This is a genomic window from Thermomonas hydrothermalis (genome assembly GCF_900129205.1).
Lineage (GTDB): Bacteria > Pseudomonadota > Gammaproteobacteria > Xanthomonadales > Xanthomonadaceae > Thermomonas > Thermomonas hydrothermalis.
This window is the reverse complement of record NZ_FQUK01000036.1, coordinates 1-21,689: the sequence shown is the minus strand read 5'-3', so window position 1 is coordinate 21,689 and position 21,689 is coordinate 1. Positions and strand designations below refer to the sequence as shown.

The window sequence follows — 21,689 nt, the reverse complement described above, 5'->3', positions numbered from 1 at the left end:
ATGCGATCAGCCTGCGGACGCGCGCCTGGATCGAAACGCACTTCGGATGGCTCAAGGCGGCTGCTGGAATGCGTCAGGTCAAGCAGCGCGGCCTTACGAAGGTCGAGGCGCTGTTTCAGCTGGCGATGGCGGCGAGCAACCTCGTCCGCCTGCCGAAGCTGATCGCCGCGGGGGCCGCGTGATGGCGGCCCCGGCGGGGGAGGTGCGCCCGGAAGCCCGAAATCGGGCTTATTCAGAGCGCGGGACGCGCTTGCGAAGCGCCTGAGCAGCGAGAAATCCGCGCTGCCGACCGAGTCGGGGGCTTCGCCGGGTCGAATTTCAACAGGCTGCTAGGCGACAGATGGGGACACACAGGCATGAACACATCTGGGCAAGACGCACTGGCAGAGGCGCTCGATGCCGACGGCTTTGCTGTCGCCGGTCTGGCGGTGCTGACCGCCCGTGACCCCCGCGAAGCCGCCCGCGCCCTGCTCCGGGGCCTGGCCGGCTGCGGCCGCCCGGCCCGGGCGGTGGTCTGGACCGACCATGGCGAACTGCTGTTCGAACCGGCCGACGCCAGCACGGAGGCGCATCGCCAGGCCGCGATCGCCGCCTTTTCCGGCCAGCCGCTGACCACCCCCGAAGCCCCCGACGTGCGTCTGTTGCCACCCGGCGCGGCCGATGCCGGCGCCCTGGTGCTGGCCGATCCGGGCGCGCTGGCCGGGCTGGAACCCAGCCCGCACCGTCTGTTGCAGCTGGCCGGTCAGCGTCTGGCCGAACTGTTTTCGATGCAGCGCCTGCAGGATGCCGTCAAGGAACTCGAACAGGCCGAGCAGCTCCAGCACGCGCTGTTTGCCATCGCCGACCTGGCCGCCTCCGACCGGGACATGCAGGGCATGCTGCGCGGGCTGCACCAGATCATCGGCCGGCTGATGTACGCCGAGAACTTCTACATCGCCCTCTACGACCCTCGGCGCGAAACCCTGCGCTTCATCTATTTCGAGGATGAAATGGATGCCGGCATGTACGACCCGGATGAGGAGATCCCGGTCGCACAGATGCGCGGCAGCCTGACCCTGGGCCTGATCCGGCACGGCCGGCCGGTACGTGGGCCGTCAGAGGACATCATGCAGCTCTTGGGGCTGCCGCTGGAGGAAGGCATCGGCACCCCGTCGGTCGATTTCATGGGCGTGCCGATGCAACGCGACGGCCAGGTGCTGGGCGCACTGGTGGTGCAAAGCTACAAAGAGGGGATGGGCTACACCGCGTCCGACTGCGCCGTGCTGGGCTTCGTGGCCGAACACGTGCTCAACGCGGTCGAACGCAAGCGCAGCCAGGAAGAGCTGGAACGCCGGGTGGCCGAGCGCACCCAGGCGCTGGCCGAGGCCAATGCCCGGCTGCAGCAGGAGATCCGCGAGCGTGAACGCGCCGCCCATCTGCAGGCCACGCTCTACCAGATCGCCACTTTGGCCAGCAGCACCCACAGTGACGAAGCCTTCTATCGCAGCATCCACCAGGCGGTCCGTACGCTGCTGGACGCGGAGAACTTCTACATCGCTCTGATCTCGCCGGACGGCAGCCGGCTGCAGGTGCCCTACTCGGTGGACTCTGCCGGCGAGGAGCGCCCGGACCGCCCGCTTACCCGCGGCCTGACCGAATACGTGCTGCGCACAGGGCAGACGGTGCTGATCGACGACGCGGGCGTGCGCGCGCTGGTTGCCGCGGGGGAAATCGATGCCGAACACTACGCCGCACGCACACCGGCGGTGTGCTGGCTGGGCGTGCCGCTGCCGGGCGAGGACGGTGTGATGGGGGTGGTGGTCGTGCAGAGCTACCGCCCGGAGCTGGTGTACACCGAAGATGACGCCAAGTTGCTCACGTTCGTGGCCCAGCAGATCGCCAGCAGCCTGCTGCGCCGGCGCCACGCCGAGGCGCTGCAGGCCCTGAACGCAGAGCTGGAACAGCGCGTGCAGGCGCGCACCCGCGAGCTACGCCGGGAAATTGCCGTGCGCGAGCAGGTCGAAGCCCAGCTCAAGCATCAGGTGATGCACGACCCGCTGACCGGTCTGCCCAACCGGCTCTACCTGCGCGACCGCTTCGAGCGCGCCCTGTCCAGCCTGCAGCGCAATCCAGAACAGGTCTTTGCCCTGCTGTACCTGGACGTGGACCGTTTCAAGCTGTTCAACGACAGCCTGGGGCATCTGGCGGGCGATACCGTGCTGCGTGAGGTATCACGGCGGATGCTGGAGTGCGTGCGTACCCCGGACGTGGCGGCGCGGCTGTCCGGTGACGAGTTCGCCATCCTGCTCGAACAGGGTGCGCAGCCATCCACTGCGATCAAGATCGCCCAGCGCATCCTCACCCGCATGCAGGCGCCGATTGCGGTGGGCGAACGCGAAGTGCAAGCCTCGCTCAGCATCGGGATCGCCATCGCCCACCCGCGCTATCTGACCATCGACGAGATCCTGCACGACGCCGACGTGGCGCTGTACCGCGCCAAATCCGCCGGGCGCAGCCGCTTCGTGCTGTTCGACGAGCAGCAGCAGACTGCGGCGATGAACGTGCTGGAGATCGAACAGAACCTGCGCCGGGCGCTCCACCAGGGCGAGTTCGTGCCCTACTTCCAGCCGATCGTGCGGCTAGACGATGGCGCCCATGTCGGTTACGAGGCCCTGATTCGCTGGCAGCATCCGCAGCGCGGCCTGCTCGGGCCGGGCGAGTTTCTGCCCACCGCCGAGGAAAGCGGGCTGATCGAGGCCATCGACTGGCACATGTACCGACTGGTCTGCACACACGGGGCGCCGCTGCTGGCCCAGGGCGGTTTCATCAGCGTCAATGTCTCGGCGCGCCACTTCCAGTACGAGGATTTCGACCAGCGCCTGCTGGAACTGCTGGCCGAAACCGGCTTTCCGCCGGAGCGGCTGCGCATCGAGGTCACCGAAAGCACCCTGTTGGCCGACCCGGACGCGGTGGCCCGGCTGCTGCAACGGTTGCAGGCGGCCGGGGTAGGCGCCGCGCTGGATGATTTCGGCACCGGCTACTCCTCGCTCAGCCATGTGCACCGCTTCCCGCTGCGCAAGATCAAGATCGACCGCAGCTTCATTCGCGATCTCGACCAGCCGGAAGCGCAACGCAGCCACGCCATCATCAAGGCCGTGCTGACCCTGGCCGAGGCACTGCAGCTGGACGTGGTGGCGGAAGGCGTGGAAACCGACGCCCAGCGCCAGGCCCTGCTCGCCCTGGGCTGCACCCAGGCGCAGGGATTTTTGTTCGGTCGCCCCGAACCCGTGCAGCGCTGGGCACACACCGCTGGCAATGCGTGACACCCGTCACAGCTTATCGGCTTCCCCCAACCCAGCCAGTCGCCGCGCTCGGCCATAATGGGCGCAATGTCCAAGCGACCCACTCCCGACCAACCCGGCCTGTTCGATGCACCGGCCGCGGATGCCGACCACGCCTCCGGCACTCCCCCGGAGGCATTGCCGCTGCCCGACTTTCTGGCATCGCCAGCGGCGCCCGATCCGGCTGTCGCCGCCCCCGCCGCAGCGGCGGGCAAGGGCCGCGCACCGCTGTGGGCGCGGCTGCTGGGCCGCCTGCTCGACCCCTGGCTGCGGCTGGAGATCGAGGCCGATGCCGCCACCACCGCAGCGGATGATCCCCGCCCGATCTGCTACGTGCTGGAGGATTACGGCCTGTCCAATGCGCTGATCCTGCAGCGCGCCTGCCACGAGGCCGGCCTGCCGCCGCCGCTGCAGCCGATCCCGGGCGATCCGCTGGGCCGCAAACGCGCCTATGTCGCACTCTCGCGCCGCCATGTGAATGCACTCGGGCTGCTGCCCGGCGCCGAGCACAAGACCCATTCCGGCTCGCTGGCCCGGCTGTTGCAAGCCCATCAAACCCGGCCGCAACTGGACGTGCGGCTGGTGCCGGTGTCGATCTTCGTCGGCCAGGCGCCCAAGCGCAGCAGTGGCTGGTTCTCCGTGCTGTTCTCGGAAAACTGGACCCTGGTGGGCCGGTTCCGCCGGCTGCTGGCCCTCCTGCTCAATGGCCGCGACACCCTGGTCAAGTTCGCTGCCCCGATCTCGGTTCGCGACATCGTGGCGGAAGGGCTGGACCCGGAACGTACCGTCCGCAAACTTTCCCGCATCCTGCGCACCCACTTCCGGCGTGTGCGTGAAGTGGTGATCGGGCCGGACCTGTCCACCCGCCGCATGCTGGCCGATCAGGTGCTGTCGGCACCGCTGGTAAAGGAAGCCATCGCCGACCAGGCCCGGCGCGACAACACCAGCCTGGAGGCCGCCTGGGAGAAAGCCAATGCCTACTTCTGGGAAATCGCTGCCGACTACTCCAGCACGGTGGTGCGCTCGGCCAGCTTTGCCCTGACCTTTGTCTGGAACCGGATCTACCGCGGCGTGCTGGTTCACCATCTGGACCAGTTCAAGCAGGACGCGCTAGGGCATGAGGTCATCTACGTGCCCAGCCACCGCAGCCACATGGACTACCTGCTGGTGAGCTACCTGCTCTACACCCACGGGGTGGTGCCGCCGCACATCTTTGCCGGCATCAACCTCAACCTGCCGGTGGTAGGTACCCTGCTGCGCAAGGGCGGCGCGTTCTTTGCGCGGCGCAGCTTCAAGGGCAATGCGCTGTATTCAGCGGTGTTCCGCGAATACATGGCGCAGCTCGTCGCCGGCGGCTACTCCATCGAATACTTCATCGAGGGCGGGCGTTCGCGCACCGGCCGGCTGCTCCAGCCCAAGGGCGGCTCGCTGGCGATGACCGTGCGCGCCTACCTGCGCCAACCGACCCGACCGGTGCTGTTCCAGCCCATTTACATCGGCTACGAAAAGCTGATGGAAGGCCGCAGCTATCTCGATGAGCTGTCCGGCAAACCCAAGGAAAAAGAATCCATCTGGCAACTGCTGACCGGTATCCCCAAAGTGCTGCGCAGCAACTATGGCCAGGTCGTGGTCAACTTCGGCGAACGCATCCATCTCAATCAGATCCTGGCCGAGCTGGCCACCGACTGGGATGGCCAGCCGATTGGTGACGACGACAAACCGGCCTGGTTCTCGCGCACCATCGATACCCTGGCACAGCGGATCCAGATCAACGTCAACCGCGCCGCCGACGTCAACCCGATCAACCTGCTGGCGCTGGCCCTGCTGTCCACACCCAAGCACGCGATGGGCGAAGCCGACCTGCGCGCCCAGATCGCACTGTCCAAGACCCTGCTGGCCGAAGTGCCGTATTCGGAGTGGGTGACGGTGACCCCGCACACGCCGGACGAGATCATCGCCCACGGCGAGGAAATCGGCCTGATCCAGCGCATCCGCCATCCGCTCGGCGATGTGCTGGGGGTGAGCGGCGACGATGCCGTGCTGTTGTCGTACTTCCGCAACAACGTGCTGCACCTGTTCACCGCCTCGTCGTGGATCGCGGTGTGTTTCCAGAACAACCGCCGCATGGGCCGCCGCCAGCTGCAACAGATCGGCCGCACGCTCTACCCGTTCCTGCAGGCCGAGCTGTTTTTGCCGTGGGACGAGGACGGCTTTGCCGACCGCATCGACCGCACCATCGAGGTGTTCATCCGCGAGGGCCTGCTGGAGCAGGTCAGCGACGAGGATGGCGGCGTTTTGCAGCGCAACGCCGGCCAAAGCGACGAGGTGTTCCGCCTGCGTGCGCTGGGGCATACCTTGCAGCAGGCGTTCGAGCGCTACTACATCGCCATCAGCATCTTGGTCAAAAACGGCAGCGGCACGCTGACCGCCGCCGAGCTGGAAAGCCTGTGCCAGCTGACCGCGCAGCGGCTGTCGCTGCTGTACGCCCCGGCGGCCCCGGAGTTCTTCGACAAGACCCTGTTCCGCGGCTTCATCCAAAAGCTGCGTGAGCTCAAGCTGGTCTGCCCGGACGACGCCGGCCGGTTGACCTTCGATGACCGCCTCAAGGCCTGGGCCCGCGATGCCCGAGTGGTGCTGGGCCGCGAGCTGCGCTCGACCATCGAAAAGATCAGCCCCGCCAGCACCGGGCGCAGCACCGGCGAGCAGCCCGCGCTGCCGGCCGACAACGACCCGCCACCACCGCACGATCCAGCCTGAGCGGGCAGGCTTAAGGAATCTCCGAACACTTCGGAGATTCCTGTCGGCCACGGATGGCCAGCCACGCCCACACCTGTGCCGGGCTGGGCGTTGTTCCAATCTTGCTTAGGCCGGCTCGTCGGGAATCAGCCGGTTTTCGATCCAGGCGATCTGGTCCTTCAGGGCCAGCTTGCGTTTTTTCATGCGCTTGAGCAGCAGCTCGTCGGCCTGCAGATCGCGCTGCAGCCGCGCAATCGCCGCGTCCAGGTCACGATGCTCCTGGCGCAGCTCGGCCAGTCGGCTGACCAAGCGAGAAAGCTGTTCGGGATCGATCGGCTGGCCCATGCCGGAAGGATAACGCGACCAGCGGCGCAGTGACCGGCACAGGTAGAATGCACCGCGATGGACACACCCGCACTCCCGCTCGCAGCTCCCCTTCCACTGGCACATCGGCATAAACGCGAAGCCGACAAGCTGGCCAAACGCCTGCGCCACCAGGTCGGCCAGGCGATTGCCGACTACGGCATGATCGAGGACGGCGACCGGGTGATGGTGTGCCTGTCCGGCGGCAAGGACAGCTACACCCTGCTCGACATCCTGCTGCATCTGCAGAAGAAGGCACCGGTCCGGTTCGAACTGGTCGCGGTCAACCTCGACCAGAAGCAGCCGGGGTTTCCCGCGCACGTGCTGCCGGACTACCTGCGCGCCATCGGCGTGCCATTCCACATCCTCGAACAGGACACCTACTCGGTGGTCAAACGGGTGGTGCCGGAAGGCAAGACCCTGTGCTCGCTGTGCTCACGTCTGCGCCGCGGCGCGTTGTACAGCTTTGCCGCCCGCGAAGGCTTCACCAAGATTGCGCTGGGGCATCACCGCGACGACCTGGTGGCCACCTTTTTCCTCAACCTGTTCTTCCACGCCAAGCTCAGCGGCATGCCGCCCAAGCTGCTGTCCGACGACGGCAAGCACGTGGTGATCCGCCCCCTGGCCTATGTCCGCGAGGCCGACATCGCCGCCTATGCGCGCATGCGCGGGTTTCCGATCATCCCCTGCAACCTGTGCGGCTCGCAGGAAAACCTGCAACGCAAGCAGGTGCAGCGGATGCTCATGGAGTGGGAAAAAGAGCACCCCGGCCGGATCGACAGCATCGCCCGCGCCCTCACCGATATCCGTCCATCGCAGCTTGGCGACCCCAAGCTGTTTGATTTTCTCTCGCTTGGCCGACGCAGCAACGCGCCGCTTCCGGATGCCCATGCCTGGCTTGCCGGCAATCCGCCTGCGACGCCCACCTCGGCACCCACGCCGGACGCCGAGGCCGGGCTTGACCGGCTCGACGGGCTCGACATCCTGAGCCGCTGATCGCCCACCCTTTCTTTCCACCCCGGCCGGCCGCGCTGGCGCCGGCTCATACCGGACACCGCATGTTTTTCCGCAATCTGACCCTGTTCCGCTTTCCCGCCGCCCTGGATCTGACCGATCTGGAATCGCAGCTGGCGGCCTGCACCCTCAAGTCAGTCGGGCCACTGGAAGTTTCAAGCCGTGGCTTCGTCACCCCGATGGGCCCGCATGGCCAGGCGCTGTGCCATGCGGTCGGCGCTGCCCGCTGGATCACGGTCGGCGGCGAAGACCGCCTGCTGCCGGGCGCGGTGATCAACGATCAACTCCAGAAAAAACTGGCCGCGCTGGAACAGAAAGAGGGTCGCAAGCCCGGCGGGCGCACCCGCAAGCGGGTCAAGGAGGAGCTGATTGCCGAACTGCTGCCACGTGCCTTCGTGCGCCCGATTCGCCACGACGCGCTGCTGGATGGTGAGCTTGGGGTGATCGCCATCGACACCTCCAGCCGTAAAACGGCCGAAACGGTGATCTCGGAACTGCGGCGTGCACTCGGCAGCTTCCCGGCACTCCCCCTGAACGCCGGAGTGGCGCCACGCGCCATCCTCACCGGCTGGCTGGCCGGTGATGCCCTGCCTGAGGGGCTCACCCTCGGCGACGAGTGCGAGCTGCGCGACCCGGCCGATTCCGGCGCGGTGGTCAAGGTGCAGCGGATGGCGCTGGAAAGCGAGGAAATCGCCAAGCACCTGGAAGCCGGCAAGCAGTGCACCCGGCTGGCGCTGGTGCTGGACGATCATGTCAGCCTGGTGCTGGGCGAAGACCTGGTGGTGCGCAAGTTCAAGCTGCTGGACGGCGCGGTGGATGCGCTGGAACACAACGACCGCGACGACATCGCCGCCGAGCTGGATGCCCGCTTCGCGCTGATGGCCGGCGAGTTCCGCCGGCTGTTTGCCGTGCTGGAGCCGGCCTTCCAGCTCAGCCGGGCGGACTAACGGCCCTGCTGCGGCTTGGCAAGGCGCGCGCCAGCCCCTCGCTGTTTACGCTCACGCGTGCCTGTGCGGGCCTCGCCTGACTAGCAACGCCAGGGGTGCGGCGGCGGCCCGGCGGTCAGTCCAGGGTGTAGCCGAACTGCTGCCGGAACTGTTCAGCGAACTCGGCGTAGGTGAACCGCTGGTTCTGGGTGCCCGGATGCTCGACCTTGAGCGCGCCCATCAGGTTGCCCATGCGGCCGATGGTTTCCCAGTCATAGCCTTTTTCGATCCCAAACAGCAGCCCGGCGCGGAAGGCATCGCCACAGCCGGTCGGATCGGTCACCCGGCGCTCGTGCGCGGGGGGGATCGTGTACGTGGTGCCGTCGGCGTGGATCTCGGCGCCCCGCGGGCCACGGGTGGTGATGTACGCCTTGACCCGACTGGCGATGTCGCGCTCGCTCCAGCCGGTGCGCTCCTGCAGCAGGTTGGACTCGTAGTCGTTGACGCAGACGTAGTCGGCCAGCTCAATGAAACGGCGCAACTCCTCGCCGTTGAACAACGGCATCGCCTGGCCAGGATCGAACACGAAGGGGATGCCCAGCTCGGCGAACTCGCGCGCGTTCTGCAGCATGCCCTGGTAGCCATCCGGACTGACGATGCCGATGGTCACCCCCGGCACATCCTTCACGTGGTTTTCGTGGCTGCGCATCATCGCGCCGGGGTGGAAGGCGGTGATCTGGTTGTTGTCGTGGTCGGTGGTAATGAACGCCTGCGGGGTGAACAGCTCGTCGATCACCCGCACATGATCCAGCGGGATGCCCTGCTCGGTGAACCACTCCCGGTACGGCCCGAAATCGCCGCCGACGGTGGCCATTGGAATCGGGTCGCCCCCCAACAACTTGAGGTTGTAGGCGATATTGCCGGCACACCCGCCAAACTCGCGGCGCATCCTCGGGACCAGGAAGGAGACATTCAGGATGTGCACCTTGTCGGGCAGGATGTGGTTCTTGAACTGGTCGGGAAACACCATGATGGTGTCGTAGGCCAGCGAGCCGCAGATCAGGGCAGCCATGGACGCCTCGGTCGGATGGAAAGGAGCAAGCCCGTCATGATACCCGGCCAGCGCCCTGGCCGGCAGCGCCGCTGAACCCGACGCAAGCGCCGCTGCGGCCGTTCCTTGCCGCCGGCAAGGGGCATTGCTAGGCTTGTCCGCCCCGATCCGTTCGGGATTCAGCGTCCGCCTCCGCCTGGCCTTTCCGACCGCCTTGCCGCGCGGCCCCTTCCTTATTTCCGGCACGACACCAGCATGTTCAAGTTCCTCAGGGGCTATTTCTCCAGCGACCTGTCCATCGACCTTGGCACCGCCAACACTCTGATCTACGTGCGCGGCCAGGGCATCGTCCTCAACGAACCCTCGGTGGTGGCGGTGCGCCAGGACCGCGGCGGCGGCGCCAAGGCGGTCGCGGCGGTCGGCAGCGAGGCCAAGCAGATGCTGGGCCGCACCCCCGGCCACATGACCACGGTGCGGCCGATGAAGGACGGCGTGATCGCCGACTTCACCTACACCGAGGAGATGCTCAAGCACTTCATTCGCAAGGTGCACAAGAGCCGCTTCCTGCGCCCCAGTCCGCGCGTCCTGGTGTGCGTGCCGGCCGGTAGCACCCAAGTCGAGCGTCGCGCGATCAAGGAATCGGCGGAAGAAGCCGGCGCGCGTGAGGTGTATCTGATCGAAGAACCGATGGCCGCGGCGATCGGCGCCGGCCTGCCAGTGACCGAGGCGCGCGGCTCGATGGTGGTGGACATCGGTGGCGGCACCACCGAGGTGGCGGTGATCGCGCTGAACGGTATCGTCTATTCGCAGTCGGTGCGGATCGGCGGTGACCGCTTCGACGAGGCCATCATCAACTACGTGCGCCGTCACCACGGCATGCTGATCGGCGATGCCACCGCCGAGCGGATCAAGCAGGAACTGGGCAATGCCTATCCGCAGCAGCAGGTGCGGGAAATCGAAGTCTCCGGCCGCCACCTGGCCGAAGGCGTGCCCAAGATCATCACCATCAATGCCAACGAAGTGCTGGAGGCCCTGCGCGAGCCGCTGGCCGGCATCGTCGCTGCGGTCAAGCTGGCGCTGGAACAGACACCGCCGGAGCTGTGCGCCGACGTGGCCGAACGCGGCATCGTCCTGACCGGCGGCGGCGCCCTGCTGCGTGACCTGGACAAGCTGATCAGCAGCGAAACCGGCCTGCACGTGCAGGTCGCCGACGACCCGCTGACCTGCGTGGCACGTGGCGGTGGTCGTGCGCTGGAGCTGGTGGACATGCACGGCAACGAGTTCTTCGCCCCGGAATGACGCAGGCTGCCACGGCTCCGGAATGCGGGCGCCGGCACTCGCCCACCTGCATTCCCCGGGCCTGATCGCCCGTATGCCGGCCTTGTTCCCCCGTTTCCGCCCTGCCCCTGCCGCCCCATGCCCCAACCTGGCCCCTCCGCTGCCCGCTCCGGTGACATCGCCGGCGTGCTGCGGCTGCTGGCCTGGCTGGTGCTGGCGATCATCCTGATGGTGTTCGACCTCCGCGGCGGCTGGCTGCATGCCGTGCGCACGCAGGCGGATACGCTGATGCAGCCGCTGTGGTGGCTGGCGGCGCAACCGGCACGCGTTGCCGATGCCTTGCAACAAGGCCTGACCAGCCATGCACGGCTGCGCGAAGACAACGCCCGGCTGCGGCAGGCCCTGCTGCTGGCCCAAGCCCGCAACGCCCGGTTGCAACTGCTGGCGGCGGAAAACGCCCGGCTGCGCGGCCTGCTGGACAGCGCCGCACGGGCGCATCTGGACGTGCAACTGGCCAGCGTGCTGGATGTCGATCTGGACCCCACCCGCCAGCGCCTGCTGCTGGATAGTGGCGCCACCCGTGGCGTGCGGGTCGGCCAGGTGGTGATCGATGCCGGCGGCCTGCTGGGTCAGGTCATCGCCACCACACCCACCACCGCCACCGTCCTGCTGGTGACCGATCCCGACCACGCGGTGCCGGTGATGGTGGCGCGCAGCGGGGTGCGGCTGGTGGTGTACGGCAGTGGCCGCCGCGATCTGCTGCGCCTGACCGACGTGCCGCTGTCGGCGGACGTGCGCGAGGGCGACCTGCTGCTGACCTCCGGGCTGGGCAACCGGTTTCCGCCTGGCTTTGCGGTGGGCCGGGTCGGCCGGCTGCGCCCGGACGACAGCCGTGCGTTTCTGGAAGCCGACGTCATCCCCGCCGCCCAACTCGACCGTGGCCGCGACGTGCTGCTGCTGCGCCCGGCGTCCGATCCAGCCGCGGCGCCACCGCCGGCGGCGTCCGGCACGCCGCCGTCAGCCCCGGCCCACGCAACGGCGACGCCTACCGGAGGTGCCCGATGAACCGCCTCCGCAACCCCTGGGTGCTGCCGCTCAGCCTGGCCGCGGCCCTGCTGCTGGGCCTGTTGCCGTTGCCCGGCGTCTTGCAGCCGCTGCGCCCGTACTGGCTGGCGCTGGTGCTGACCTACTGGCTGCTGGAAACACCGGAGCGCGTCGGGCTGGGCAGCGCGTTCCTGCTCGGCCTGCTGGCCGATCTGGCGTTCGGCAGTGTGCTTGGGGAACAGGCACTGCGGCTGGTGGTGCTGGCCTTCATCCTGGAACGCTTCCGGGCCCGCCTGCGGTTTTTCCCGATGTCGCAGCAGGCGCTGACACTGGCCGTGCTGCTGTTCAACGACCGGGTGCTGGCGGCGCTGATTCACCTGCTGGCGGGCCTGCCGCAGCCGCCCTGGACGGTCTGGCTGGCGCCGCTCCTGGGCATGCTGCTGTGGCCGCCGCTGCACCTGCTGCTGGACACGCTGCGGCTGCGCCGCAGGGGATGACCGAGCCATGCTGCGCCGTGCCCGCCCGCTCAAGGATCATGCTGCCGAAGCCGCCCTGTTCCGGCGCCGCGCGCTGGTCGGCCTGCTGGCGGTGATCGCCGGTCTTACCGTGCTGGCTGGCTGGTACTTCAATCTGCAAATCATCCAGCACGCGCTGTATGCCACCCGCTCCGACCAGAACCGCCTGCGCCTGGTGCCGGTGGCCCCGGCGCGTGGGCTGATCTATGACCGCAAGGGACGCATCCTGGCCGACAACGTCGCCGCCTGGCGGCTGGATGCCGTACCGGAGCGAGCCGGGTCCGGGGTGGTGCTGCTGCAGCGGCTGCAGAGCGTGATCGCGCTGGATGCCGAGCAGCAGGAACGCTTCCTGCGCGACTACCGGGCCGCCCGGCCGTTTCAGCCGGTGACCATCAAGCTGCGTTTAAGCGACGAGGAAGCCGCACGGTTTGCGGTCAATCGCTGGCGCTTCCCAGGAGTGGAGCTGGTGCCCTACCTGAGCCGGGTCTATCCCTACGGGTCGCTGTTTGCGCATGTGATCGGCTACGTGGGCCGGGTGGACGCGCAAGATCAGGCCAAGCTCGGCGACGCCGGCAGCGCCTTCACCCACGTCGGCAAGACCGGGCTGGAGCGCTATTACGAGGACGAACTGCGCGGCCGGCCCGGTTTCCGCCGGCTGGAGACCAACGTCGCCGGCCGCACCGTGCGCACACTGGACACGCTGCCGGCGGTGCCAGGACAGGATTTGCAGCTGTCGCTGGACGCCGACCTGCAACAGGCGATGGTGGATGCCTTCGGCGACCTGGAAGGCTCGGCGGTGGCCATCGACCCGCGCACCGGCGAGGTTCTGGCGATGGTCAGCCTGCCCAGCTTCGACCCCAACCTGTTCGTCAACGGCATCCGCCATGCCGACTTCCAGGCCCTCAACGACAACCCTTCGCGCCCGCAGTTCAATCGGCTGATACAGGGGGGCGTGGCGCCCGGCTCGACGGTCAAGCCGTTTCTGGCCCTGGCCGGGCTGGACAGCGGCCTGCGCCGGCCCGAAGACAAGGTGTTGTCCACCGGCATGTTTTATTTGCCCGGCTTCAAGCGCGGCTATGGCGATTCCCACCGCGGCGGTCACGGCTGGACCGATCTGCGCAAGTCGATCTATGAATCGGTCAACACCTACTACTACCGGCTGGCGCTCGACATGGGCATCGACCGCGTCGATCAGTACATGGCCCGCTACGGTTTCGGTGCACCGACTGGCATTGATCTGCCCGGCGAAATCGCCGGCATCCTGCCCTCACCCGCCTGGAAGGCCCAGCATGCCCGTCGGCAAGGGCCGTGGTATCCCGGCGACACCGTGATCACCGCGATCGGCCAGGGCTTCTGGAAGGTCACCCCGCTGCAGTTGGTGCAGGGCACCGGCGCGCTGGCCACTGGCTGGCTGCGCCCGCCGCATCTGGTCAAAGCGGTTCGCACCGGCTTCGGCGCCCCCTGGCAGCCGGTGCAGGTCACGCCCAAACGCCGCATCAGCGACAATCCGCAGCATCTGCAGGTGGTGCGCGAAGGCATGATCGGCACCGTGCACGGCCCCGGCACCGCCACCAACATCCGCCCCGGGTTGACCTATCTGATCGCCGGCAAGACCGGCACCGCGCAGGTGGTCAGCCGGCGCGGCAATACCGCGGTCAACCCCAAGAGCCTGCCGCTCCATCTGCGTCACCGCGCCCTGTTCATCGCCTACGCACCGGCCAATGATCCGCAGATCGCCATTGCGGTCGCGGTGGAAGGCGGTGGTTACGGTGCCGACACCGCTGCGCCGATCGCCCGCAAGGTGTTCGACGCCTGGCTGCTGGGCAAAATGCCGACCCCCGCAGCCAGCACCGGCGCCACCCTTCCGGCACAGCCGGCGCGGGTGGACTTCTCCGGCGTGCGGGGCACCCCGGATGCCGAGCCGGTGCCGCCGTCGGCCCCGCCTGCGACGGCTGCGGAGCCACGTCCATGAGCGCCCTGCTGCACTTGCTACTCAGCCTGCTGCGCCGCTTCGTGCGTAGCCTGGATCCGATCCTGACGCCGGCATTGCTGGTGCTCATGGCGATCGGGCTGGCCGTCCAGTACAGCGCCAGCAATGCCTCGCTGCGCGGGGTCATCGCCCAGGCCGTGTTTTACGGCGTCGGCCTGGCTGGCCTGTGGGTGATCTCCCGTCTCCCGGCGCACCTGATCAAACAGGCCACCCCTGCCATCTTTGCCCTGTCGATGCTGCCAATGGTGGCGGTGCTGTTCATCGGCCAAGGCAAATACGGCAACCACTGGATCAACCTGGGGTTTTTCAATGTGCAGCCGGCCGAGCTGTGCAAACTCACTCTGCCGATGCTGCTGGCCTGGCATTTCGACCGCCACCGGCTGCCACCGTCACCGTCGGTGTTGTTGACGGCCCTGGCCATCATCGCAGTGCCCGTCGGGCTGACCCTGTTGCAACGGGATCTCGGCACTGCGGTGCTGATCCTGGCCACCGGCGTGTTCGTGCTGTTTTTAGCCGGCACGTCCTGGTGGTGGTGGGGGATCGCCGCGACGGTCGGCGGCGGCGGCTTCGCGCTGGCCAAATGGGCGCCGATCGAATGGTTCTGGTTCCTGCGGCCCTATCAGCAGCAGCGCATTCTCACCTTCCGCAGCCCCGACAACGACCCGCTGGGCGCGGGCTGGAACATCCTGCAATCGCAGATCGCCATCGGCGGCGGCGGGCTGACCGGCAAAGGCTGGGGCCTGGGCACGCAGTCGCATCTGAACTACCTGCCCGAGCACACCACCGATTTCGCCTTCTCGGTATTGGCCGAGGAGTTCGGCTGGCTGGGCGTGGTGCTGGTGCTGACGCTGTATCTACTGATAATCGCACGCTGCCTGTGGATCGCGGCCGACGCTCGCGATGGCTACGCCCGCCTGCTGGCCGGGACGATTGGCCTGTCGCTGTTTGCGTTCGTATTCGTCAATGGCGGCATGGTGGCGGGCCTGTTGCCGGTGGTCGGCGTGCCGATGCCCCTGCTCAGCTACGGCGGCACTTCGGCCGTCACCATCCTGCTCGGCTTCGGGCTGGTGATGGCGCTGCGCGCGCACCGGCCGCTGCGCGGCTGAAAACGGGGCCGGGTTCGGCCCGTTCACGTCCGGCGTGCTACCCTCGGCGCCGATGATCCGACGTCTCCTGCTCTGTCTGCCCGCGGCACTCCTGGCTGCCTGCACGACATCCCCGGTGCATCCCGTCGCGCCGCCGTCGTCGCCGTCGCCGCCCGCCGTGCCGGCGCCCGCACCGGTCACGCCCGCCGCGAATGCCGAGGTGGACCTGGCCACGGCGCGCGCGGCGTTCGTGCGCGAAACCGCCCAGCGCTTTGGCATTCCCGCCCGACAGATTGAGGCGGTGCTGGCGCAGGCACAGATCCGCGAGCCGATCCGCGCCGCCATGGCCAACCCGGCGGAGGCCAAGCCCTGGCGTGAATACCGGCCGATCTTCCTGCAACCTTCACGGATCGAACGCGGACGTGCCTTCCTCGCCGCGCACCGCGCCGCCCTGCAGCGCGCCGAGGACACCTACGGTGTCCCGAAAGAGCTGATCGTCGCCATTCTCGGCGTGGAAACCGGCTATGGCGCCAACCAGGGCCGCTGGCCGGTGCTGGATGCCCTCTACACCCTGGCCTTTGCCTACCCACGCAGCGGCGACCCGGCCAAGGCCGCCTACGAAGACCGGCGCGCGGCGTTTTTCCGCGACGAGCTGGCGCAACTGTTTGCGCTGGCCAAGGACGAGGGGCTGGACATCACCACGCTCAAGGGCAGCTACGCCGGCGCGATGGGCTGGGGCCAGTTCATGCCGTCCAGCTATCGTCAGTACGCGGTGGACGGCGATGGCGATGGCAAGCGCGATCTGTTCAACGACCTGGATGATGTGATCGCCTCCGTGGCCAACTATTTCGCCCAAAAAGGCGGCTGGCAGCCCGGCGGCCCGGTGATGCTGCGCGCGGTGCGGGATGCGGCGGCGGCCGACCTCACCCAGTCAGGCAATACGGTGGTGCTGGATCAAACCCTGGCCTCACTGGCCTCGCTCGGCTATCGCCCGGCCGCAACAGACGTGATGCCGCCACCGCAGACCCCGGCGGGCCTGATCACCCTCGACGGCGAGGCTGGGCCGGAATACTGGATCGTCTTCAACAACTTCCGCGCGATCACCACCTACAACCTCTCGCGCCTGTACGCGACTGCGGTGTACCAGCTTGCGCAGGCGATCGCCGTCCAGCCGGAGGGCGAGGCATGAACCGCCATTGGCGCCTGCCGGGCCTGCTGCTGCCCTTGGCCCTGGCCGCCTGCGCCACCACCGGCGGCGGCGCGCCCAGCACGGGCGGGAGCGCCCATGTGCCACCGCCCCCGGTCGTCACGACGCCGCCCCCCAAATCCTCGCCCTACCCCCCGGCGCAGGAAGACCCCGACAAGCGCGGCGATTACGTGGCCGGGGGGCTGTTCCGCCCTGGTGTGCCCGACAGCGTGCCGGAGGACATCCCGGACGTGGATGCCATCCCGGAACCGGATGTGCGCGCCGAGCCGCGCGCGCCCACCGGCAACCGCGATTACGTGGTGCTGGGTAAGCAATACCGGGTTCTGGACGATGTCGCAGGCTACAGCGAAGAGGGGCTGGCGTCGTATTACGGCACCAAGTTCCATCGCCGCCGCACCTCCAGTGGTGAGGTGTACGACATGTACGCCTTCACCGCCGCGCACAAGACCCTGCCGCTGCCCAGCTTCGCCCGGGTGACCAATCTGGAAAACGGCAAGTCGGTGGTCGTGCGCGTCAACGATCGCGGGCCGTTCCATCCAGGCCGCATCATCGACTTGAGTTATGCCGCCGCGGTCAAGCTGGGCTTTCGCGACAAAGGCAGTGCCCGGGTTCGGGTGGAGGCGCTGACTCCGGACCAAGACACCGCCGCAACACCGACCAGCCCGCTGGATGGCCTGCTGGCCGGCCTGCCGGATCGTCCCGCCTCAACCGACACCACCGCAACCAGCCCCACCCCGCCCCCCGCCAGCGCATCGACGGCTTCTGCCAATGCGCACGTCACGCCCGCCCCTGCTGGCAACCGCGGCCTGATCCTGCAGATCGCCAGCTTCAGCGACCGCCGCAATGCCGAGCAGGCGCTGCTGCGCCTGCGCGCCGCGGCGATCGAACAGGCCTGGCTGGAACCCACCCAGCGCGACGGCCGCACGCTCTGGCGGCTGCGCGTTGGCCCATTGAACGAGGCCGACGGAACGGAACTCGCGGCACGGATTGCCGGTCTGGGATTGGGCACGCCCACGCGCGTGCATGACTGACCCGATCTTTCCCATACGACTTAGAATGGCCGTTTGCATGCCATGCCGCTGCCAGGCGGCCCAGGAGTGTTGTTGATGATGCGTTCCCTGTTTGCAGTCACCTTGACGGCCGCCGTGCTGTCGGTCGGCAGTGGGCTGGCCATGGCGCAGCCACAGGCACGACCGACCGCGCCGACCGCTGCTGCCCTGCCGATCCCCGACGCGCCTGCGCCCGCGGTCAGCAAGGCCTGGCTGGTGATGGACTACACCACCGGTCAAGTCCTGGCCGGTGAGAACATCCACACGCGGGTGGAGCCGGCCAGTATCACCAAGGTGATGACCAGCTACGTGCTCGCTGCCGAGATGGCCACGGGCCGGATCAAACCCAACGATCAGGTACTAATGAGCGAGCACGCCTGGCGCACCGGCGGCGCCGGCACCGATGGCAGCTACAGCGGGTTCGAGGTCAACAAAACCGCGCCGCTGGTGGAGATGGAAAAGGCCATGGTGGTGCAGTCCGGCAACGACGCCGCCATCGCCCTGGCCGAACACGTGGCCGGCAGCGAGCAAGCGTTCGCCCAGCTGATGAACGCCTATGCCAAGAAGCTCGAGATGCGTAACACCCACTTCGTCAACCCGCATGGGCTCAGCGCCGAGGGCCACTACAGCACCGCGTATGACCTGGCCCTGCTCGGGCGGGCGCTGATCCGCGATTTCCCGGTGGCCTACAGCTACAACAAGATCAAGGAGTTCACAGTCGGGCCGATCACCCAGCCCAACCGTAACCTGCTGCTGTGGCGCGACCCCTCGGTGGACGGCATCAAGACCGGTCACACCTCCAGCGCAGGCTACTGCCTGATGGCCTCGGCCAAGCGCGGCGACATGCGCCTGATCACCGTGGTGATGGGCGACACCAGCGAAAACCAGCGGGCGGTGGACTCTCAGGCCCTGCTCAACTGGGGGTTCCGTTTCTTTGAAACCCACCGCCTGTATGAGCCCGGCAAGCCGCTGGCCACCGCCAAGGTCTGGAAGGGAGTGACCAACACCGTTCCGGTCGGGGTCAGCCAACCGCTGTTGATCACCACCCAGCGCGGCCGCTACAACGACCTCAAGCCCAGCATGGCGCTGCCCAAGGCGCTGACCGCCCCCATCGCCAAAGGCCAGCGGATCGGCACGGTGCAGGTGCGCCTGGATGGCAAGGTGATCGCACAGGCGCCGCTGGTGGCGCTGGCCCCGGTCGAACAAGCCGGGTTCTTCAAGCGCCTCTGGCACGAACTGCTGATGTGGTGGCAGGGCTGAACGGCCCGGTTCGGCACCGACTTACAATGACACCATGACCGGCATCCATTCCGATAACCCGGACCACGGCTTCCAGTTCCCCGGCGTCTTCGAGCTGTCCGCCATGGGGCCCGCCGACCGCCAGCTGGAAAGCGAGCTGCCCCGGCACCTGATGGAGGCCGGCATCGAGGTGCTGCACGAAGAGGTGAACTGGCGGCATTCCAGCAACGGCCGCTACGTCTCGGTGCGGATCCGCTTTCGCGCCAACTCGCGCGAGGAATACGAACGCGCCCACCAGGCCTTGCGTGACCATCCAGATGTGAAATGGACGCTGTAAGCCCGGCCTGCGCCACACCGACCACCCCGGCAAGCGCCATCCGGGCCGGGATCGTGCGCGACCTCGGCCAGCAAGCCTATGTGCCGGTCTGGCGCGCCATGCAGGCGTTCACCGATGCCCGCGACGACGACACCCCGGACGAACTCTGGCTGGTCGAACACGACCCGGTATTCACCCTCGGCCAGGCCGGCAAGCCCGAGCACGTGCTGATGCCCGGCGACATTCCGGTGATCCACGTCGATCGCGGCGGCCAGGTGACCTACCACGGCCCCGGTCAGATCGTGGCATATCCGCTGTTGGATCTAAAACGCCTGAAGATCGGCGTGCGCGACTACGTGTGCCGGCTGGAACAGGCCGTCATCGACACGCTGGCCGAATGGAACATCGGCGCCGCCCGCAAAGACGGCGCACCGGGCGTGTACGTCAATGGCGCCAAGATCGCCTCGCTGGGCATCCGCGTGCGCCGCGGCTGCACCTTCCACGGGCTGGCGTTCAACATCAGCGGCGAAAGCACGCCGCCGTTTTCCCGCATCAACCCCTGCGGCTATGCCGGCCTGCAGGTGGTGGCGCTGTCCGACCTCGGTGGCCCGGCGTCGCTGGAGGCGGTCAAACCGGTCTTGCTGGAACAGCTCGGCCGGCAGTTCGGGCTGGCGTGGCAACACGGGATTGCACCATCGCCGATTTCCTGATGCCGGCTTGCTTTATACCAAAGCTCGCATTTCCTTAGCCGTTTCCGTAAGCGAAATTCACTCAGCGCCCCTTGCTTTAATCTACTCCAGAATAATGGGCGCATAATCGTGCGCTGCGGTTACGGATTGCGCGGCTGAGCAGCCATTTCCATAGCGCGGCGACCAGAATCAAAATACATTTTTATTTTCGCTTCATCTAAATTTGGGTGGGTGCTGCGGAATTGACGCTCGAATTCGGCTGCCCTGACATCGCCCCGGACTCCCGCCAGCCGAATACCGGCAACAATGGGTTCGTCGGGCGCGCCGAAGATGGAAGCGGAATGTGCCAGCCCCCACAAATATCCTGCCATTGCGTTTGTAGGGTCTTGCATCAAAGCGCTCAAGGTAACGCTCATTTTTCCGAAGTTCCTGAGCGGCCCGGTACCACCATCTGGGGAAAGGTGCTCTACTGAGCGTCTGGCTCTTTGAAATTCCAAGATATCCATAGCGATTCTTTCAACAAAGAATGCCATGGCAAATTTCTCACCCGATTTTGCTCTGTTTTCGAGAAGGTAGTCCGGCAAGGCGCGATAGTACGAGGCGATCCCAACCGAGGGGATACCCAACGCCAGTGCACCTTGTGCATCACTGGTATAATCAAAACCAAGAACAGATGCAGGATTCTCTGACGCGCGACCTCTCGTTTGTAACGCATGACTTGCCGAAACAGCACCCATCACAGGCACAGCACTTTCGTGCAAGGGTTTTTCATTGTTGCGCGCAGACTCTGCACGTCCATGGGACGGCTCCACACATCCCATTAAAGCAAGCGAACCTGCTAATAAGATTCCAAAATTATAAACTCTGCTCACTGACTGCATCCATTTTGTTTCATGTCTTTAACCCATACAGCGCATTCATGATCTCGCACGGCCGATTGGTATGCAGAAGCCCCAAAGACCGCAACGGCACCACGGTATATATCGGCCAAACCTGCGCACTGATTATAGCCAGAGCTACTTGAAACCAAGCTGCAAGCACTCCTCATTTCATCTCCAAAACGTTCATCACAGAATGCCTTATCAAAGGCTAGACCATAGCAACGATCATGATTGTTGCACGCCGCCTCGAAAGAAACCCCGGAGTACGGCGCATTGTAATTTCCAGCAAAATCATCAGGAACAATAGCCATGATACCGAGTTGCATTGCCGCCTGTACTCGCCAATTATTCCCACACCCATTTGGTCGCCAGCTTGGATCCGTATCAGGCGTTGCTGGAGGACTACTCGCACTGCAACTGGACGGCTTCTGACTCTTTAGCATGCCACAAAACTGGCTTCTGTCGACTCCTGATTGATCGATTGAAATCACATCCATTTCAATCGGTGGTGGCGCTGGAAGCAACGAATTAAGCAGACCCGCACACCTGTATCCGTAGCAGATAATTTTCCCACCGTCAGTCGCAGGAACAGCTCGAACTGGGGGAAGGTCAACTGGGGGATCAGCTGCATTCGCACCCACAACTAACCCAGCGACCAACATTACAGAACACCATTTCAAGGCTCCATCGCGTCTGGTGTGGAACGGGCCGCCGGATGATGTCAGCCTTGGCGGATGCAAGAACAACTCTTCACCCAGGCTTTGGGGCTGACGCCGCCGTGGGCGGTAGACAGCGTGTCGTTTCGTCCGGATGAGGGGGCGATCCACTTCGAGGTGTCGTGCGATACGGCCCGGCTGGCCTGTCCGGTCTGCGGGGCGGCGGACCAGCCGGTGCACGACCGGGTGGAGCGCACCTGGCAGCATCTGCACTTCTTCCAGTTCAAGGCCTTCATCCACTGCCGGGTGCCGCGCGTGGCCTGCCGCGAG

The 21,689-nt window shown here is 66.5% G+C and carries 20 protein-coding genes; 16 read left to right on the top strand and 4 right to left on the bottom strand.

Features of this window, described 5'->3' with window-relative positions; all coding sequences use genetic code 11:
- The 3 genes from BUA29_RS09715 to plsB all read left to right on the top strand — a co-directional run.
- Nucleotides 1–182 (top strand): transposase (locus BUA29_RS09715; RefSeq protein ID WP_178137918.1); only part of this gene is annotated, 182 nt, incomplete at its 5' end.
- A 174-nt stretch (nt 183–356) separates the two neighbouring features.
- Complete coding sequence (locus tag BUA29_RS09710; protein WP_084602433.1) at nt 357–3,302, top strand: EAL domain-containing protein; 2,946 nt, start codon at nt 357–359, stop codon at nt 3,300–3,302.
- Nucleotides 3,303–3,359: 57 nt separating this feature from the next.
- Nucleotides 3,360–6,077 (top strand): glycerol-3-phosphate 1-O-acyltransferase PlsB, encoded by a 2,718-nt coding sequence (plsB, locus tag BUA29_RS09705; protein ID WP_425443778.1) that lies wholly within the window; start codon nt 3,360–3,362, stop codon nt 6,075–6,077.
- 105 nt (nt 6,078–6,182) lie between these two features.
- On the opposite strand, the gene BUA29_RS09700 is transcribed toward plsB, so the two are convergent.
- Nucleotides 6,183–6,401 (bottom strand): YdcH family protein, encoded by a 219-nt coding sequence (locus BUA29_RS09700; protein WP_072756372.1) that lies wholly within the window; start codon nt 6,399–6,401, stop codon nt 6,183–6,185.
- A gap of 57 nt (nt 6,402–6,458) precedes the next feature.
- Between BUA29_RS09700 and ttcA the strand changes: the two genes are divergently transcribed.
- Together ttcA and BUA29_RS09690 are read left to right on the top strand one after the other, a co-directional pair.
- Nucleotides 6,459–7,415 (top strand): tRNA 2-thiocytidine(32) synthetase TtcA, encoded by a 957-nt coding sequence (ttcA, locus tag BUA29_RS09695; RefSeq protein WP_072756371.1) that lies wholly within the window; start codon nt 6,459–6,461, stop codon nt 7,413–7,415.
- Nucleotides 7,416–7,477: 62 nt separating this feature from the next.
- Complete coding sequence (locus BUA29_RS09690) at nt 7,478–8,380, top strand: recombination-associated protein RdgC (protein ID WP_072756370.1); 903 nt, start codon at nt 7,478–7,480, stop codon at nt 8,378–8,380.
- Nucleotides 8,381–8,495: 115 nt separating this feature from the next.
- Here the strand turns inward: BUA29_RS09690 and BUA29_RS09685 are convergent, their stop codons facing one another.
- Nucleotides 8,496–9,431 carry a carbohydrate kinase family protein gene (locus BUA29_RS09685; protein WP_072756369.1) on the bottom strand — a complete coding sequence of 312 codons (936 nt, stop codon included), beginning with the start codon at nt 9,429–9,431 and terminating at the stop codon, nt 8,496–8,498.
- A gap of 234 nt (nt 9,432–9,665) precedes the next feature.
- Between BUA29_RS09685 and BUA29_RS09680 the strand changes: the two genes are divergently transcribed.
- The 10 genes from BUA29_RS09680 to lipB all read left to right on the top strand — a co-directional run bounded on the left by BUA29_RS09680 (nt 9,666) and on the right by lipB (nt 19,843).
- The gene (locus BUA29_RS09680; RefSeq protein WP_072756368.1) at nt 9,666–10,709 is read left to right on the top strand and encodes a rod shape-determining protein; all 1,044 of its coding nucleotides are present in this window, start codon (nt 9,666–9,668) and stop codon (nt 10,707–10,709) included.
- Nucleotides 10,710–10,826: 117 nt separating this feature from the next.
- Nucleotides 10,827–11,753 (top strand): rod shape-determining protein MreC, encoded by a 927-nt coding sequence (mreC, locus tag BUA29_RS12070; protein WP_072756367.1) that lies wholly within the window; start codon nt 10,827–10,829, stop codon nt 11,751–11,753.
- Complete coding sequence (gene mreD / locus BUA29_RS12065; protein ID WP_072756366.1) at nt 11,750–12,229, top strand: rod shape-determining protein MreD; 480 nt, start codon at nt 11,750–11,752, stop codon at nt 12,227–12,229. The genes mreC and mreD overlap by 4 nt, the downstream gene beginning before the upstream one ends.
- Before the next feature lie 7 nt (nt 12,230–12,236).
- Nucleotides 12,237–14,219, top strand: a complete 1,983-nt coding sequence (gene mrdA / locus BUA29_RS09665) for a penicillin-binding protein 2 (protein WP_072756365.1) — start codon at nt 12,237–12,239, stop codon at nt 14,217–14,219.
- Nucleotides 14,216–15,343 (top strand): rod shape-determining protein RodA, encoded by a 1,128-nt coding sequence (gene rodA / locus BUA29_RS09660; RefSeq protein WP_072756364.1) that lies wholly within the window; start codon nt 14,216–14,218, stop codon nt 15,341–15,343. The genes mrdA and rodA overlap by 4 nt, the downstream gene beginning before the upstream one ends.
- Nucleotides 15,344–15,395: 52 nt before the next feature.
- The gene (gene mltB, locus BUA29_RS09655) at nt 15,396–16,511 is read left to right on the top strand and encodes a lytic murein transglycosylase B (RefSeq protein WP_072756363.1); all 1,116 of its coding nucleotides are present in this window, start codon (nt 15,396–15,398) and stop codon (nt 16,509–16,511) included.
- Complete coding sequence (locus tag BUA29_RS09650; protein WP_072756362.1) at nt 16,508–17,560, top strand: septal ring lytic transglycosylase RlpA family protein; 1,053 nt, start codon at nt 16,508–16,510, stop codon at nt 17,558–17,560. Before mltB ends, BUA29_RS09650 begins: the two co-directional genes overlap by 4 nt.
- A 78-nt stretch (nt 17,561–17,638) precedes the next feature.
- Entirely contained in the window at nt 17,639–18,838 is a 1,200-nt protein-coding gene (locus BUA29_RS09645; protein WP_072756373.1) for a D-alanyl-D-alanine carboxypeptidase family protein, read from the top strand.
- Nucleotides 18,839–18,872: 34 nt separating this feature from the next.
- Nucleotides 18,873–19,154, top strand: a complete 282-nt coding sequence (locus BUA29_RS09640; protein ID WP_072756361.1) for a DUF493 family protein — start codon at nt 18,873–18,875, stop codon at nt 19,152–19,154.
- Nucleotides 19,142–19,843, top strand: coding sequence for a lipoyl(octanoyl) transferase LipB (gene lipB, locus BUA29_RS09635; RefSeq protein ID WP_072756360.1), 702 nt, complete (start codon nt 19,142–19,144; stop codon nt 19,841–19,843). Before BUA29_RS09640 ends, lipB begins: the two co-directional genes overlap by 13 nt.
- 119 nt (nt 19,844–19,962) lie before the next feature.
- Here lipB and BUA29_RS12060 read toward each other — a convergent pair whose 3' ends face one another.
- Entirely contained in the window at nt 19,963–20,703 is a 741-nt protein-coding gene (locus BUA29_RS12060; RefSeq protein WP_143148893.1) for a hypothetical protein, read from the bottom strand.
- The gene (locus BUA29_RS12055) at nt 20,691–21,029 is read right to left on the bottom strand and encodes a hypothetical protein (protein ID WP_143148892.1); all 339 of its coding nucleotides are present in this window, start codon (nt 21,027–21,029) and stop codon (nt 20,691–20,693) included. The genes BUA29_RS12060 and BUA29_RS12055 overlap by 13 nt, the downstream gene beginning before the upstream one ends.
- 408 nt (nt 21,030–21,437) lie before the next feature.
- On the opposite strand from BUA29_RS12055, the gene BUA29_RS09630 reads away from it, so the two are divergent.
- The coding region (locus tag BUA29_RS09630; RefSeq protein ID WP_143148891.1) for a transposase family protein at nt 21,438–21,689 on the top strand (252 nt) is incomplete at its 3' end.